The following is a 15,708-nucleotide window of genomic DNA, read 5'->3' on the forward strand; positions in this document are numbered from 1 at the left end:
GACTAACTAAATAACATAACCCATTAGGACATCATTATGAATTTAGTACGCATCAGCGCAAGTGCACTCTTAATCACAGCCACTACTGCCTGTATTGGCCTCTCAAATGCCAGTACAACAAGCAACCAAAACGATTATCGTGTTATTACTTTTAAAGATTGCAAAAAGGTAAGCGAAAGCACCCTCAATAACGAACAGATTGCTGCATACCTAGAGCTTGAACGTGAGCAGGTAAAACTAGAAGCGCTAGAACAACCAATTAGTGACATAGAACTACAAGTCACTGAGTACTCTGAGCAAATAGAAGCGATCACCGAAGAAGCTGTTATTGAAGACGAGAACCACCTGCGAATTAATAAAAGCTTATTAAAAGAGCAAGATAAGCTGGCTAAAGAACTAAATAAACTTATGGCCGCTCATGATGCCGATTTTAAAGCACTAGAACAGCAAGCAAAGTTAATCGAACATGCCGCTAAACAATTTGATAAAACAATGAAGCCTTTGATGGAACAAGGTGAGTCAACCCATCTACAAATTTTAGCGCCGGGTGAAGACGAAAAACCTGGGTGTTTTTACAATATCTAAAGTACATTAGCGAGATGTGCATAAAGTTTCGCATGTGATTGCCGAATGTCTTCTTTATGCACTTGCTTAAACCATTTTAATGCTTGATCTTGCTTTCCTGCTTGCCAATTGATTTCAGCTAAGCGTAACTTATAAATAGCTATCACATTTCGATCTGAGTCTGAATTCATGTACTTAAGAGACTGTACATAAACTTCATCTGCTTGAGCATAATTCGCCAAAAGTTGATGGGTGCGAGCTAAGTTACCTAAAGCCACAGAGATTTTGCGGTTATGATTGGTTTTTAAAATCCAATCGGCTGCGATTTTTCGGTTTGCAAGCGCACCGTCTACATCACCTAATGAGTGAAAAACATTCGCTTTATTCGACGCAAGTTCAAAGTGAAAAATAGGATCTTTGCTTTTACCAAAGCGGCGCTCTGCCCTATCAAGAATTTGCAGTGCTGTTTCCTTGTTACCAAACACATATTGCAAATTAGCCAGCTCGACCATGCGCATAGGGTTACCAAAGGAGTCGAAGATTGCTTGCAGTTTTTCAAATGCTTTTTTGGCATATTTACGGCCTGTTTCAAAGTCGCCTAAATAATGCATTGATTTTGCGTAGTAAAAGTAAACTTGAACTTGAAAAACGACTGGTAACTCTTCACTCGCAACAAAAGGCTCAGTGCTATCTTTCAAAATCTCATATTCCATCTTATCGTAGAAATAATCAAACTGATAAGATTTAATCTCATACCAATGCGCAGAGCCAAGCTCACTGCTTGCAAGCTGTTGGTTAATGTAATCTAAGCAACTAATTTGTGACTGTTGCCCACAAAACATTTCATGATCACTAAAGTTTTCAGAGGCGCTGGCATTAAGACTAGATAATCCTAGTAATAACAAAGCTAACTTTTTCTTCATTCACAACTTTCTCAGTGATAATTCACTCAGAAAACTAACAAAATTTAATACTTTATAACAGTATTTTTTAATTAAATTGATAATTGTAACCAAATACTAGGTTTAGATCTGAGCCATAATCACTGTCTTCTGTTGCGGCAAATACCTTGAAACTTTGTTTTTTATCAAATTGATAACTTGCACCAATGGCAGCGAAATAACCTGAATAATCATTAGAGCCTACAGAATAAGCTGCGGCTGCCATTACTGTCCATTTTTCGGACAATGATCTTTAATTAGTAAAGCCTCTTTACCTAACTCTGCATTCCTTTTATCTAACTACAATCAGGTATATAAAGTTAGGTTAAGAGTATATAGTTTTACTGTGCATCACTACAACGCAGCGATACACTCCACCTCAACCTTTGCGCCCAGTGCTAAGCCACTGGCTGCAAATGCGCTTCTAGCAGGTAATTTAGTAAAAAATGGCGTGTAGGCTTGATTGGCTAAAGGCCAGTCTTGTATATCTGCCAACATAAGGGTGCATTTGACAACATCGTTAAAATCTAAATTGTGATCTTGCAAAACAAAGCCAATGTTTTTCATCGCCTGCGTCATTTGGGTGCTGATGTCATTGCCAGCCAAAGACATAGTGGTTGGCAAGTGGATAAATTGGCCATTTTTAATCACATGAACAATGTTTTGGCTATTGGTAATCTCGTTACTTGGATCTCTGCTAAGCACCACAAGATTCGCCGTTTTACCTGCCTTTATCGAACCTGTTTTTTTCTCAATGCCAATCACTTTTGCACCATTAATGGTTGCAGCCTGTAGAGCTTCTAAAGGCGTTAAACCTGCCCGTTCAACTAATAACTGCATTTCATGGTGGACCATAGGCGTTACAGTATTAAACCTGTCACTAGTCACATCGGTACCTGCTGCTATAGTCACACCGGCTTGATGAGCCAACTGTGTAAACAGCCCGCCCCACTCATTGAGCAATAACCCTTTTTCACCACGAGAGGCTTTGGTTTTATCAAATACCGTTAGGGTCGAGTCTAGAATACTGCCATTTTTTTTCATCTGCTTTATTAATGTTTGATAAGCTTCTAGTTGCTTTGCATCGCTTTTTTGCTGTTCTGTTAAGGCAACATTTTTACGGCGCATATCATAGAAATTCTCAATAACTTGCGCAGCAAAATCAGCAGCATGTGAAATTGTTTCAACACCACCATTAACCGCTTCAAGCGGTGTTGCTGGGCCAATAAAAGCATGCGACCACACCTTAAGGCCATGTTTTTTAGAAGCTTTTGATAACTTTGCTACCACTGACCCTGGCACATTTGCATAAATTTTGATGCCGGTTGCCCCCAGCCCTTTGCTACGCAGCATAATGGCATCAAAGTCACTGTTTTCATCAACGGCTCGCATCCAATCCACAGTGCCCGGGATTTCACCTTTTGCAGAGGCGACTGTGCGGGGGTCAGAAAAGAACGCTTTACCACCAATAATCACAGAATAATAAATATCCGGTGATTGAATAATATCGTTATCGGCTCGTCTTTTAAGTGAGCTCAAAGCGCGGGTATCGCCGCCCATATCGCGCACACTTGTCACACCACCCTGTAAAAGCTGACGCAAGCGAGTGCGCGTGATTTCATCGTTATCTGAATCATCAGGTGATGTAGCATGGTGCACATGCGTATCGATTAAACCGGGTATTACATACTTACCTGCTAAATCGATTTTAATGACATCGTCGGCAAAGCGACGATAGCTTGCAGGAACAATTTGTTTGATTTTGTCATCTTCTATGATGATGGTTTGTGCTTCATTAACCGACAGTGCTTCCACGTCGATTAGGTTAACATTTTGTAATGCAATGGTTTGAGCCACCACCGACGACGATAAACCCAATGCAATGCTGGCAAGTAATGTGTTGATACCCGATTTCATGATCACCTCTTATTCTTGTTTTAGCTATCAACTTACACCTGAATTGCTTGGTTTTACATCTCACAAAAGTTTATAGTGTATAAACTTATAGTTTAAAAATAATAACAATGAACAAACTAGAAGCCGTCAGAGCCTTGTGCTTAGTCGCTGAATATCAGAGCTTTACTCAAGCTGCTAAGCAAATGCAGCTCTCTACCACCATGGTTAGCCGCTATGTAAAACAGTTAGAGCAAAACTTAGGCTGCTTGCTGTTAAAGCGGAACACCCGCAAAGTGTGTTTAACCGATGCAGGCCAGAGTTATGTACTGCAAATGAAGCCTTTACTTAATAAATTTAATGAAGTTGATGAAGAGCTTAGTGCGCTTAGCCAAGTGCCTAGCGGCAAGCTTGCTATTTCAACTAGTATAGAATTTGGCTGTCAATATTTAGCACCTTTAGTCAGTCAATATCAGTGCGCTTTTCCCGATGTGAAATTAGATATTGTACTGTCTAATACGCCTGTTGATTTATTTGATAGCCAAATTGACTTAGCATTTAGAATTGCCCCTTCATTACCAGATGCCAGCCACATAGCGCAAACTGTTTGCCACTCATCATTATCTTTGTGGGCAAGCCCTGCATATTTAAAAAACCATGGCGTTCCAAAAGATATAGCAGCCTTATCTGAGCATAGATTACTGTTTTTCAACCATCATATTCGTAATGAACAATGGATATTTTGGGTAGATGGCCAGCATGTTTGCCGCAAGTTTAATTGGGCAATGACCTCAAATAATGGTCGATTTTTAAATGAAGCAGCGGCGGCCGGTGATGGGATAATTCAAGCACCCCGTTATTCAGTAGCCCCGTTTATAAAATCAGGTCAATTAGTTGAAGTGTTAGCAAAGCACACTTTAAAACCATTAACGATTGCTGCGGTTTATCCACATAGGTATGCGCTGTCAAATCGAGTTAAAACATTTGTTGAGCTGGCTAAACTGTATTTTAGCCAGCATCCGATCCCTTAAAGAAGTAGCAAGCTACCTAAACCTAGGAAGGTGACAAAGCCGACGATGTCGGTGACTGTGGTAAGGATCACAGAGCCAGAAAGGGCTGGATCGATTTTAAGCTTATCTAAAATCGATGGGATCACTACTCCTGATAACGAAGCAGCAACTAAGTTAAGTAAGATAGCGATAGTAATGGTTACACTTAACATGCCATCGTTGAACCAGAAATAAGTGAGTACACCAATTACAAAGGCCCAAACACAGCCATTTAACGCCCCTACTCTTAGCTCTTTTTTCAGCAGTGCTCTACGGTTGGAGTCGGTAACCTGACCAAGTGCTAAACCGCGCACAATAACCGTTAACGTCTGACTACCTGCAATACCACCCATTGAAGCGACAACCGGCATTAATACCGCCAGCGCAACCACTTGCTCGATAGTTGCACCAAACAAACCGATAAACCAAGAGGCTAAAAATGCCGTTGCTAGGTTAATACCAAGCCAAATACCGCGGTTTTTTGCCGACTTAGTGACGCTTGAGAACAGATCCTCGTCTTCACGTAGACCACCGGCTTTTGCAGCGGCTTCGTCGGTGACTTCTTGACGCAATTCATAAGCTGATGACACTGATAATCGGCCTAATAGTTTGTTGTCGGCATTCACAACTGGCATCGCCATTTGTTCACTATGAATAACCACTTCAGCCGCTTCGTATAGGTCGTCATCAGCATGCAATGCCGACACATCAAGGTTCGCGTAATCCAGCAGGCTGTCGCTATCATTGGCTTTAAATAACGCATTAATTGCCACTTCACCAATGAGAGTGCCCTTACGGCTGACTAGATAAATCACCTCGGTATACTGCGGTAAACCTTTTTGAAAAATTTTACGCGCGCCAGCCACGGTGAGTTTTTCTGACACTTTTAGCGCATCAAAATCGAGCCAGTGACCTAACTGCTCTGGATTATATTGCTGTGCAAGGTCGTACTGCTTTGTTTGAACTTCATCAAGTTGTCTGCGTGCATAATCAACAAAGCGCTCAGGAATAATTTCTTCAAGTTCAAGTAGCTCTTCTACACTGACTTCGTCAAGTAGCTTAAAGCCAGCGGCTTCTTCTAGACTTTGCAATAACCAGCGGCAACTATCCCCCCCTAAGTTAATGAAGATTTCATGCTGGGTATCTTCATCAAGTAATTGCCAAATTTCTAAGCGCTGCTCTTTGGGTAACGCTTCAAACAATAACGATAAATGCTCGGTAGAAAGCTTTTCTTTAGCATCAGCAAGTAACTTATTTTTGCGCGTTGTGGTGTCACACTGAAGCAAGTCATCAATTAACTGGGGAAGTTGGTCAACAGGATACTCAATCATTTGAGACCTCGGTTAATTACATCAATAACAATAGTCTAACGCAGCTTGAGAAAAATAACTGCCTAGGAATTGATATATTTTTATCTACACTTCATCCGTAATAAAGATGTACATAAAACCTTTTCTCCCTAAGTAGAGAATAAAAAATAATTACCCCTTTAATTGACTTGGCGTAAGCCCAGTCCAGCGCTTAAACGCTCGTCTGAAATTAGCAATATCATAAAATGATAAGCGCATGGCGACTTGCTCATTGCACTGCTCACGCATGGCAAGCAGGTAAATCGCTTTACGCTTACTTTGCTCATCATACAAAGTAGAAAAACGCACGCCATGAGCTTTTAGTTTACGCTTGAAAGTTGCGGGGCTCATGGCAAATTGACTGGCTACTTGTTCTAAATTTAAGGCCGGATTTTGATAAATTAACCGGCTTACTGCTTCCACAAAAGTGCTGTTGGCAGAACTTAATGCCGCTAGTTGCGAGTTAATTTGTGAAAACCTAAAGCTACTAAACGCCGGATTAGTAAGCCTAAGCGCTTGTTTATTCAAAATCCAACGAGTTATTGGCTTTTCAAAGGCGACTTTAAGGCCTAAATGTTGTTCGTATTCTTGGCTATGTCTGGCTCGTTTGTAGGCAAATTCGAACTGACAAGGTACCCGCTCACCCGCCACTTTTTTAAGGATTTGATAAAAAGCGGCGCTGTAAATCTCCATAACATACTGGCTTATTTCATCATCCAAACCTACTGCATTTTGCAGCACAATGTAATACTGCTCGTTATGTACATAACTATAACTAAATAACAAAGGTGCCAGTTGCATGCGCAAATTGTGTAACTGCTTTAAAGCTTGCCCAATATGCTCTGCATGTAACACGCCTTGGGCGGCAACAGAGGTATCGTTTGCTAGTTGACTGCCTAATAAAAAGCCGCTGTCGGCGGACTTCATCAGCTGCTTAAACTGCGTTAATAAGCGCACTTGCTGCGAGATACTAAACTGATGCTGCACACTCATTAAGTCTTGCTCAAACACCCCTGTGCCTCTGAGTAACTTATGCAGTGCAATGCCGCGGCTTAAGGCCAGCTCCACCAGCGTGGTGATCAGTCCCTGTGCGGTGAGGTATTTGTCATCTTGATTAAGATACGGCTTCACAATGGCTGACTCTTTGTTGTTTTTGTTGTTGTAACTTAGCGTGTAAACGCGAGCTTAAACTTTGTGGCGTATCGCCTTGAACACTGCCTACTAAGGCCGCTGTTACATCTTGAAACTTAGCGTGTTTTTCGCCTTCGACCTTAAATGCACAATGGTTCAGCGCCGAGGTAATTTGCGCCAGCAGTTCTTTCGCTTGTACTGCGCTGGTATTTGGCATCAGCACCATAAAGCAGTCTCCCGCGTAGCGGCACACTACATCGGTAAGACGGCAATTCATCAATAAAAGCTCGCTCACTTCACCTAGTAAGCGGTCGCCTTCGATAAAGCCAAATTCAGCGTTAAAATCAGCAAAACCGCGAATATCAATGGCGGCCAATTGCAACGGTTGTGGTTCATTCAACTGCTCTTTTAATACCGCTTGTAAATAATCAGCCTTATAAAGTCCGGTGATTGAGCACACTAATTCATGCTCGCGATGCTGTGCTTCACGGCGCTTTAACTGCCTGTTAAGTACGTATTGTTCTTGGTGCCATTGATACAAGCCAAGGCTTGTGAAAATCATGCCAATCGGCGCAGGCAATGATTCTATCCATGTGAGCCATGTATTGGTGGGTTGATGTAACCACTCATCAAATAAATCGAGGGAAGCTGAAAACATAAAAAGCCCAAGCCCAAGCACTAAAAAGCTTGTTACTTTCCCTGGCGGCCTTGAAATAAGCAGTGCAGCTATCCAAGTGAGTGTCATCAGTACAATGCCACCCTCGCCTAAAATATCTAACCAAGCTATATCCGCAAGAGGCTTTAATTCTCCTGCTTGCGCGCTTAGCAAAAACGCAATCACAAACAGAGCAATGACTGCATTGGTTAAAAATCGATGATGAGTAAAAGGGTTAAATCGCATTTTAGATACCTAACAATAATTCACGCTGCCATGCTAACCCGTTAGCGTTTTAAGCAGCAGGGTCATATTAGCTCAATGATGTGACAGCAAAACGACAGTCAAACCTTATTAAACCCCTTAAGCACTGTATTTACCTTAAAAAGATAGGGTTATTGCAGCTCAAAAGTGTTTTTAAAACCCTCTAATCACTTGTTTTTACTACCTGTTAGCGACTTTCTGTCACATTTGCGTCATTTAAGCTGCGTACTTTGCTCGTCAAACCAAGGACAACCAGGAGCAACCCCATGAAACAATTTAAAACGAAGGCGTTAGTTAGCGCCCTCGCCTTATGTCAATTTGCCGCTTACGCACAAGATGAGCAAAGCAGCGAAGAGAAAAAAGTAAAAGTCTCTGAAGAGCTTGTTGTATATGGCGAAATCGGTTATCGCAACCGCTCACAAGAGCTGGCACCGACGCTTGAATACTCACAAGAATACTTTCAGCGCTTTGAACCTCTTACTGCCGGTGATGCATTAAAACGTGTACCCAGTGTGACGTTTTTATCAGATGTTTTAGAGTCTGATGGCGCGCGTATGCGCGGCTTAAGCCCCGCTTACACCAAGGTCCTTATTAATGGTGAAGAAGTACCTGGTGCTGGTGCTGACCGCTCATTTTTTGTTGACCGTATTCCTGCTGAGCTAATTGAGCGTGTTGAAATTATTCGTGCTTCAAGTGCAAACCGCTCTGCAGATGCCATTGCCGGTACTCTAAACATTGTATTGCGTGACGGTTACAGCCTAGATGGTGGTTACCTTCGTGCGGGTGGCCTGCGTTATGACGATGGCGAATTAAAAGAAAGCTTTGCCGGTGTTTACGGCACTGAGTTTGCTGGTGGCCGTTTGTTACTTGGCGCTAACTTACAAGGTCGTTATAACCCAAAACAGAAATCAAGCTTACGCTATGGCGACAGCCCTGAGAATAACGCCAATTACAAAACTGAAGAATTCGATAACCGCGAAGATCAATCAGATACTCGTGACGGTGACGATACTTCGCTAAATGCCAGCTACGAAATAGCCTTTGATGATGGCAGCAAGTTCGATATCAGCGCGATTTGGGTTGATACCGACCGAACTGAAGATGAGCGCTCATTCGAATATGATGACCCAACAGCAATCAATAACTCGATTGTTGAAGGTGGTAATCTTGAAACCGACAACGCTAATGTGTCTTTCATCGATCAAACAAACTACAACATCAACTCAGGTTATGAGTTACCCCTTTTTGGTGGCACCAGTAAATTCAAGCTTGGTTTTGCAAGCTTTGAAGAGTCTGTTTACGAGCAAGAAGTAGAAATCGATACTTCTGAGCTGCCTATGGTGTTTGAGGAAGAAGAAGAAACCGTAGACCTTGATGACAAAGAATGGTCATTACAATGGCAACACAGCCTATTTGCAGGCGAGAACAAAACGATTCAATTCGGTGCCTTTGTACAAGGTAAAGAGCGAGATACCGCCGTCTATCAAGCCGAAGATGAAAGCGAACAAAGCTTTACAAGCTGGGATCAGTTCAGCAAAACACCACTGTCACTGGCAGGCTTTAACAACGAGTTTGAAGCAGCCGCTGGTGGTGTAAATAAACTCGAAGAAGACCGCCTCGATGTATTTGCATTAGTTAAGCACGAAGACCAAGACTTCTCGTGGGAGTTAGGTGTACGATATGAAACAACCGACTCAACCATTACTGACAAAGCAGAAGGTGTGAGCGCTAAAAACGATTATGACTTTTTCTTGCCATCGGCACACTTACGCTACAACGTCTCAGAAAACGGCCGTGTGAGTGCCTCTGTAGCGCGTAGCTTACGTCGCCCTGATTTTGACTACATCACCCCCGCTCTACTTGAAAAAGAACTAGGCGATAACGACTTTTTAGGTAACCCAGACCTACAACCAGAATCATCATGGGGTATGGACTTAGGTTATGAGTATCGCTTAGGTAAAAGCGGTGTAGTGGGTATCAATGTGTTCTACCGCGATGTCACTGATCTTATCGAAATTGCCAATACAGGCCAGCAAGGGTCAGAAGGTGATGGTACTTATATTTTGCAACCTCGTAACACCGGTGATGGCAATGTTCAAGGTATCGAGCTTGATTTATCAACCCCGTTAAGCGCTATTAGCATGCCAAACACAGGAGTATTCTTTAACTACTCATGGCTCGATTCAGAAGTAGATGACACCTTTGGTAGCCGTAAATTCAACGACCAATCTGACTACGTATTTAACGTTGGTTTTATTCAAGACCTGCCTGATTTAGGCGCTTCATTCGGTGCAACTTACCGTAAACAAGGTGATGCTTATGGCCGCATCGTAGGTGAAGAAGTAACCACACACTACGGCGCAGACCTTGAAGTATTCGTAGAAAAACGCTGGCAAGACGTCACGCTTCGTTTAGTAGGCTCAAACCTACTTGATGCGAGCAAGGACGAAACTTTTAACAAGTTCGACACCGTTGATGACCAAATCAACCGCGACTTTGACGAGTATGAACTGGAGTCTGAAGAAGCAGGCCCGGTTATTCAGTTAATGCTGCGCTACGCATTTTAATACACAAAAGAGTTATTAAGGCAGCTCATTGCTGCCTTGTTTTATATTTGGGGATCCCATGAATTTTACAAAACCACTTAACCTTGTAGCCAGTGCAGTGATGCTAAGCACCCTAGCAGCCTGTAGCCAAACAACAGCGACCGAGGCGCCAAGTAAAAACCAATTAACAGCCTTTGGCACAACTGAAAATATGCAAGGCTCACAAGCAGCAGCCCTTGCTGATGACGCTTGGTTATTGAGCTCACAAAGCCAAGGCTTACAACTCATTGATGCCACAGGTAAACAGCACGCATTACAAAAAGGTAATTTCGAAGCGCTCTCTGTTAAAGCAATCAACAAAAATAGTTACCTTGTTGCCAGCATCGATAACGAAGCTGACCAAGCAGTCATTTTTAGCTTACAAAAAGCACCAAAATGGCAGTTAACCGAAATTAGCCGTATCAGCCCACCTAAAGCAAAACCTGAGGCTGTGTGCTTATTTGCTAACCCGACAACTCAAGCTGTGTCAGCATTTGTGGCTGATGCCCGCGGCCTTATCCGCGAGACTTTAGTGTTTGATATTGCAAACAAACGTGCATTAAACCTTGAATTACGCGAGTTTGCCGGTGTAAGTGAAACATCAGGCTGCGCGGTTGATGATAACAGCAAAACCCTTTACCTAAGTGAAGGTGAGCTAGGCATTTGGCAAATTAACGCAGATGCCGAATCTCGGGCTGATAAAAAGCCCATTGCTATGATGTCGCCATTTGGCAGCTTAGCGCCTGAAGTTGGCGGTTTAAGCACATCAGATGATGGCAGCTTATGGTTCACCACTTCTGAAGATAACCAATTACATCGCTACGAAAGTAAAACTAAACGTTTTAGCAGCTGGCAATTTGCTGGAGAACTGGCAATTGAATCTGCCGCAGTGCGCTTTAATAATAATCAAGCTGACATCGTGTTATACGATGATGAATCTGGTCATTATGTAAAAGGTCAAATCGAGGGCCAAACCCAGAGACAAGCTAAGCTAAAAAATAGCGCTAAAACAACTGCTGTTACTTACATTAATGCACAAGCGCAAACCGATGCAGTACGTGCTTTTGGTGATGCCGCCGATGATCCTGCAATTTGGGTAAACCCAAGCAATGCAGCAAAAAGCCTGATTTTAGGCACCGATAAACGTCGTGGTTTAATGGTGTATGACCTTACTGGCAAAGAGCTACAAGCGCTAGAAACTGGCCGTTTAAATAATGTTGATGTGCGCCAACATGCAAGTATCAACAACGCAACTAATACGTGGATTGCTGGCAGTAACCGTACTCATAACAGCATCAGTGTTTACAGCGTCGATACTCACAATCAGGTGCAACATATTGCAGAGCTGCCAACGACTCTAAAAGAAATTTACGGTATGTGTATGTATTCATCAAACACCGGTAACTATGTGTTTATGAATGATAAGTCAGGTCTGTTTCAGCAATACAAACTAATCGGTAATAATGAGAGCGTATCAGCACAACTAGTGCGCGAATTTAGTGTTCCGAGCCAACCTGAAGGTTGCAGTGCAGATGATAAAACCGCACAGCTATTTTTAGGTGAAGAAGACGAAGGTATTTGGTTTATTGGTGCTGAGCCTACAGCAGAAAATAAACCTGTAATGCTACAAACCGTGAACGATATGCTGGTGGATGATGTAGAAGGCATGGAAATCTACCACGCTAAAGATGCCCGTTATTTAGTGGTTTCTAGCCAAGGTGATTACAGCTATGTGCTTTATAAAATTATCGATGGCAATCCCCCTAGCCTTGAGTTTGCGGGTAAATTTGCAATCAGCAATAACCTAGAGTTAGCAATCGATGGCGTATCAGAAACCGATGGCCTAACGGTGACACCGGCTGCGCTACCAGGCTACCCTGAAGGGGTGCTAATTGTGCAAGATGGTTACAACCGTATGCCACAAGCACCGCAAAACTTTAAGATTATTGACTGGCGCGAAGTAAAAAAAGCCATTCAATAAATTACTCCGTAAGGGTGCTCGGTTTATCTGGGCACCTTTTTTATCTGAACATGTTTAATCAGTAAAATAGATAACTAAAGCCCCCTACTATTGCACCGTAAATTAGCATAGGCAAAAAGGTTTTCTTAAGCACTGGCCCTTCTTGATTATTAACTCCAACAATACTGGCTACAGCAATAATATTGCTAATGCAGATCATGTTCCCCATCGCCGCACCCGTTGATTGCAACGCAAGCACTAAAGTTTCTGATAAGCCCACTTGCTCTGCTATGCCATATTGAATACCGCCAAAGGTAAGATTAGACACCGTTGCCGAGCCCGAAAAGAAAGTCCCGAGCGCCCCCAAATATGAGGCAAATAATACCCAATGTTCTCCACTTACATTAGCAAAGGTGCTCGCCATATAAAATATGGGCGCATTATGGCCACCTTGCATTAAAACATTAACCATCACCAGCGCCCCAATTAAGGCAATACATGGCAGAGCAATACGCCCTAAGGTATCGGTGCACATCTGTTTAACTTGTAGCTTGCTCATTTTAAGTAACGGTACACAGATCAGCACAACCAATACAAACGGGATCAACGCCGGTACAAATAAGGTTTTATACGACCACCCCACTGAGGTGCCGAATATATCATGTAAAGATAAGATCAGCGCTTTGCTTAATTCAAATTGTGCAAAGCCCAAATGAATACTCAACCAGAGCGTTTCGTCGTTAAGCAATGCTTTAATGCCTAGCTGATGAATACGGGTTATGACCAGCACAACAATTAACAGTAATAACGGGAATAAAGCTAAAAACAGCGCTTTTGGTGTGAGCTCAACCTTGCCTTTCATGCTTTGTATATTTACAGCTGAGTTATCTAACCCCACTCCCTTATTCGCTAAAAAGATAGTGAGCAATAGCCCCACTGCACCGCCAATCAGTGATGGAAACTCATAATTCCACTGGGCAAACAACCAATAAGGTAAGACACATGAAAACACACTTAAATAAATGAACACACTATTTTTACGAACCGTTTTCAGTGGCTGCACAATACACAGCGCAATCATAGGAATTACCAAAGCAGCAACAACATGACAAAGCGCCGTCCATCTTGAGATAGCGAGCACTTGTTCATCATCTAATTGTAGCGCCGAGAAACCAAACCAAGTAGGCGTGCCAACAGCCCCAAAAGACACGGGAATCGAGTTTAGAATCAAAGTAAAAACAATCACTTTAAAAGGCGAGAAACCAAGTCCGACCAAAATAGGTGCAGCGATGGCCGCTGGCGTACCAAACCCCGATGCGCCTTCGAGCATAAATGCAAATGCCCAACCTATGATCATCAACTGTGCAACCTGATTACTGCTAATAGATTCGAGCCAATGTTTTATCGTGGTTTCGGCCCCAGATATTGCCAACATGCGGTTAAGTAAAATAGCTCCAGCAATAATCGAAATAGGCGTCATAACAGACAACACACCAGCAAACGAATTTGCAAGCAATAGCCGTAAATCAGCTTGAAAGTAAAACAGTTGCAGTAAAGCAGCGAGTAGCGCCGTTATTGGTAAGGCAATATAGGAAGCGATGGGGCTGCGTTTTACCATCATCCAGATCAGCACCAAAATAGGTAGTGCAGCCACTAGGGTATTCATGGGTCATCCTGTTGTTTTTATTAAGCGCTTTCCTTAATTCAAAGTATAGACAGGATAATCATAATCAGTATTTTTTATTTGTTAAATGAGTGTACTGAGCCACCAAAGTAACAGTACTAACACAGAAATAGCGACTAACGCTTTGGTTTTGTGCTTTTGAATAATTCGCTCAGCCTGATTACCCGCGTAATACACAACCGCGGCAAGGGCAAAGTACCGGATTGAACGAGCAATGACCGTTGCCAGTAAAAATAGAAAAATTGAATACTTAGTTGCTCCAGCGGCAAGCATGGCAATTTGAAATGGGATGGGCACAATGCCGAGCGTCAATACAAACCAAAAGCCTTGTGCTTGCATTTTTTGTTTAACTTGCTCAAATTGCTCTGGGTTTGAGAAGGTATTAATAACCCAATCCCCAACCACATCAAATAGATAATAGCCGAGGGCATAACCAAAAATAGCGCCGACAATACAGCCAATCGTCGCCATTAATGCAATTAACCAAAGCTTTTCACGACGGGCTTGCATTAACGGAACAAGTACAGCTTCAAGAGGTATTGGCACTATGGTTGACTCTAAAAATGATGCCACCGTAATCGATTTAAGCATATGTTTTGAGTCGATAAACTGCCGTGTTTTTTGCTTAAGCTTTTTAGCAATCGCCATTATTCATCCTTAATTTTTTTGTTGCGTTTTAGATTACAACAAAAACCCTTAACCGTACCTTACGGATTATGAATATAACGGCTACGACCTTGGTTTTTAGCCAAATAAAGCGCCTGATCGGCACGCTTCATAGTATTGCTAAACGTTTCTGTAGTACGTTTAATTGCTGACCCCACACTTACGCTGAGCGTTTTACTAGGAGTAACCAAAACGTTACTTGCCATACATAGCAGTTGTTGACAGGTCTGGCTCAATATTACGCGATCATCAGTTGGTACGTATAAAGCAAACTCTTCTCCACCTATACGTGCAAATAAAATAGTTTGCTCTAATGCCTTGTGGCACTGCAGCACAAAATCAACCAGTACCTGATCACCCACATCATGGCCGTACTCATCATTTATCGCTTTAAAATGATCAATATCTACAATCACAATACTAAATGGTCGGTCTTGATTCTGTTGTACATAGTGATAAAAATATCGGCGGTTATAAGCCTTAGTAAGCACATCGGTTTTAAGCTCTTCCTCTAACTGTTCACGAGTTTTTGCTAAATCTGACAATACTAAAAACAAACCAAAACCAGTGACCAACATACCAATCGTTCGACTAATATCTTCAATATAAATCCCAACCCAGATAGGTTGGAACACTAGCTCATCAAGAAAGTCAAAAGTCAGCCCAACACTCCACAAAAAAATACCAATACTTAAAAATATATAGCTTCTTTTTGCAACTACCGATGTTTGTACAAAAGCGAACATACATATGAGGATCAGTAAATTAATCGCATCTGTTAATACGCCATTGAGGTAGATATCATTTTCTAATCGATAAAAATGGTAGAGGTATATCACCACAATCATTAGTAATGACATAATAAACACGCTGATAAATAACTGCTTTATAACTAGCGGTACTGAACTTAACTCAGCTTTCACTTTGATTGTTGGGGGTTGTTTACTCATAAGAGATCACGACAACT

General features: G+C 42.2%; 13 protein-coding genes. 4 read left to right on the forward strand and 9 right to left on the reverse strand.

Annotation, left to right across the window (positions count from 1 at the left end; genetic code table 11):
• The first annotated feature begins 36 nt into the window (after window positions 1–36).
• On the forward strand, window positions 37–585 hold the full coding sequence (locus tag J3455_RS13205) for a hypothetical protein (RefSeq protein ID WP_167658014.1): 549 nt from the start codon (window positions 37–39) through the stop codon (window positions 583–585).
• Here J3455_RS13205 and J3455_RS13210 read toward each other — a convergent pair.
• The 3 genes from J3455_RS13210 to J3455_RS13220 all read right to left on the reverse strand — a co-directional run bounded on the left by J3455_RS13210 (window position 582) and on the right by J3455_RS13220 (window position 3,422).
• A complete protein-coding gene (locus J3455_RS13210) occupies window positions 582–1,487 on the reverse strand; it encodes a tetratricopeptide repeat protein (protein ID WP_167658015.1) in 906 nt (301 codons plus the stop codon). The genes J3455_RS13205 and J3455_RS13210 overlap by 4 nt on opposite strands.
• Window positions 1,488–1,554: 67 nt before the next feature.
• On the reverse strand, window positions 1,555–1,731 hold the full coding sequence (locus tag J3455_RS13215) for a hypothetical protein (protein ID WP_349561889.1): 177 nt from the start codon (window positions 1,729–1,731) through the stop codon (window positions 1,555–1,557).
• Between the two features lie 128 nt (window positions 1,732–1,859).
• Window positions 1,860–3,422, reverse strand: coding sequence for an amidohydrolase family protein (locus tag J3455_RS13220; protein WP_349561890.1), 1,563 nt, complete (start codon window positions 3,420–3,422; stop codon window positions 1,860–1,862).
• 107 nt (window positions 3,423–3,529) lie between these two features.
• Between J3455_RS13220 and J3455_RS13225 the strand changes: the two genes are divergently transcribed.
• The gene (locus J3455_RS13225; RefSeq protein ID WP_349561892.1) at window positions 3,530–4,429 is read left to right on the forward strand and encodes a LysR family transcriptional regulator; all 900 of its coding nucleotides are present in this window, start codon (window positions 3,530–3,532) and stop codon (window positions 4,427–4,429) included.
• Here the strand turns inward: J3455_RS13225 and J3455_RS13230 are convergent.
• The 3 genes from J3455_RS13230 to J3455_RS13240 all read right to left on the reverse strand — a co-directional run bounded on the left by J3455_RS13230 (window position 4,426) and on the right by J3455_RS13240 (window position 7,828).
• The gene (locus J3455_RS13230) at window positions 4,426–5,778 is read right to left on the reverse strand and encodes a magnesium transporter (RefSeq protein WP_167658019.1); all 1,353 of its coding nucleotides are present in this window, start codon (window positions 5,776–5,778) and stop codon (window positions 4,426–4,428) included. The two genes, J3455_RS13225 and J3455_RS13230, sit on opposite strands and share 4 nt — an antisense overlap.
• Window positions 5,779–5,928: 150 nt before the next feature.
• Window positions 5,929–6,927, reverse strand: coding sequence for a helix-turn-helix transcriptional regulator (locus J3455_RS13235; protein WP_130050936.1), 999 nt, complete (start codon window positions 6,925–6,927; stop codon window positions 5,929–5,931).
• On the reverse strand, window positions 6,911–7,828 hold the full coding sequence (locus J3455_RS13240) for a GGDEF domain-containing protein (protein ID WP_130050935.1): 918 nt from the start codon (window positions 7,826–7,828) through the stop codon (window positions 6,911–6,913). Before J3455_RS13240 ends, J3455_RS13235 begins: the two co-directional genes overlap by 17 nt.
• A gap of 284 nt (window positions 7,829–8,112) precedes the next feature.
• On the opposite strand from J3455_RS13240, the gene J3455_RS13245 reads away from it, so the two are divergent.
• Both J3455_RS13245 and J3455_RS13250 read left to right on the forward strand, forming a co-directional pair.
• Window positions 8,113–10,413: a TonB-dependent receptor plug domain-containing protein gene (locus J3455_RS13245; protein ID WP_178927252.1), complete on the forward strand. Its 2,301-nt coding sequence runs from the start codon at window positions 8,113–8,115 to the stop codon at window positions 10,411–10,413.
• A gap of 58 nt (window positions 10,414–10,471) precedes the next feature.
• A complete protein-coding gene (locus J3455_RS13250) occupies window positions 10,472–12,412 on the forward strand; it encodes a phytase (protein ID WP_239977348.1) in 1,941 nt (646 codons plus the stop codon).
• Between the two features lie 58 nt (window positions 12,413–12,470).
• Here the strand turns inward: J3455_RS13250 and J3455_RS13255 are convergent, their stop codons facing one another.
• From J3455_RS13255 to J3455_RS13265, 3 genes are all read right to left on the reverse strand, one after another.
• Window positions 12,471–14,057 (reverse strand): L-lactate permease, encoded by a 1,587-nt coding sequence (locus J3455_RS13255; protein ID WP_349561894.1) that lies wholly within the window; start codon window positions 14,055–14,057, stop codon window positions 12,471–12,473.
• A gap of 81 nt (window positions 14,058–14,138) precedes the next feature.
• The gene (locus tag J3455_RS13260) at window positions 14,139–14,723 is read right to left on the reverse strand and encodes a YqaA family protein (RefSeq protein WP_130050931.1); all 585 of its coding nucleotides are present in this window, start codon (window positions 14,721–14,723) and stop codon (window positions 14,139–14,141) included.
• 59 nt (window positions 14,724–14,782) lie between these two features.
• Entirely contained in the window at window positions 14,783–15,691 is a 909-nt protein-coding gene (locus tag J3455_RS13265; protein ID WP_130050930.1) for a GGDEF domain-containing protein, read from the reverse strand.
• Window positions 15,692–15,708 lie beyond the last annotated feature (17 nt).

The sequence above is a fragment of the Pseudoalteromonas sp. NFXS39 genome (genome assembly GCF_040148775.1).
GTDB classification, from domain to species: domain Bacteria; phylum Pseudomonadota; class Gammaproteobacteria; order Enterobacterales; family Alteromonadaceae; genus Pseudoalteromonas; species Pseudoalteromonas apostichopi.

Coding starts and splice junctions, on each gene's coding strand:
- J3455_RS13215 (WP_349561889.1), bottom strand. CDS start 1,731: ATGGCAGCCGCAGCTTATTCTGTAGGCTCTAATGATTATTCAGGTTAT.
- J3455_RS13245 (WP_178927252.1), top strand. CDS start 8,113: ATGAAACAATTTAAAACGAAGGCGTTAGTTAGCGCCCTCGCCTTATGT.
- J3455_RS13260 (WP_130050931.1), bottom strand. CDS start 14,723: ATGGCGATTGCTAAAAAGCTTAAGCAAAAAACACGGCAGTTTATCGAC.
- J3455_RS13225 (WP_349561892.1), top strand. CDS start 3,530: ATGAACAAACTAGAAGCCGTCAGAGCCTTGTGCTTAGTCGCTGAATAT.
- J3455_RS13265 (WP_130050930.1), bottom strand. CDS start 15,691: ATGAGTAAACAACCCCCAACAATCAAAGTGAAAGCTGAGTTAAGTTCA.
- J3455_RS13205 (WP_167658014.1), top strand. CDS start 37: ATGAATTTAGTACGCATCAGCGCAAGTGCACTCTTAATCACAGCCACT.
- J3455_RS13210 (WP_167658015.1), bottom strand. CDS start 1,487: ATGAAGAAAAAGTTAGCTTTGTTATTACTAGGATTATCTAGTCTTAAT.
- J3455_RS13220 (WP_349561890.1), bottom strand. CDS start 3,422: ATGAAATCGGGTATCAACACATTACTTGCCAGCATTGCATTGGGTTTA.
- J3455_RS13240 (WP_130050935.1), bottom strand. CDS start 7,828: ATGCGATTTAACCCTTTTACTCATCATCGATTTTTAACCAATGCAGTC.
- J3455_RS13250 (WP_239977348.1), top strand. CDS start 10,472: ATGAATTTTACAAAACCACTTAACCTTGTAGCCAGTGCAGTGATGCTA.
- J3455_RS13230 (WP_167658019.1), bottom strand. CDS start 5,778: ATGATTGAGTATCCTGTTGACCAACTTCCCCAGTTAATTGATGACTTG.
- J3455_RS13255 (WP_349561894.1), bottom strand. CDS start 14,057: ATGAATACCCTAGTGGCTGCACTACCTATTTTGGTGCTGATCTGGATG.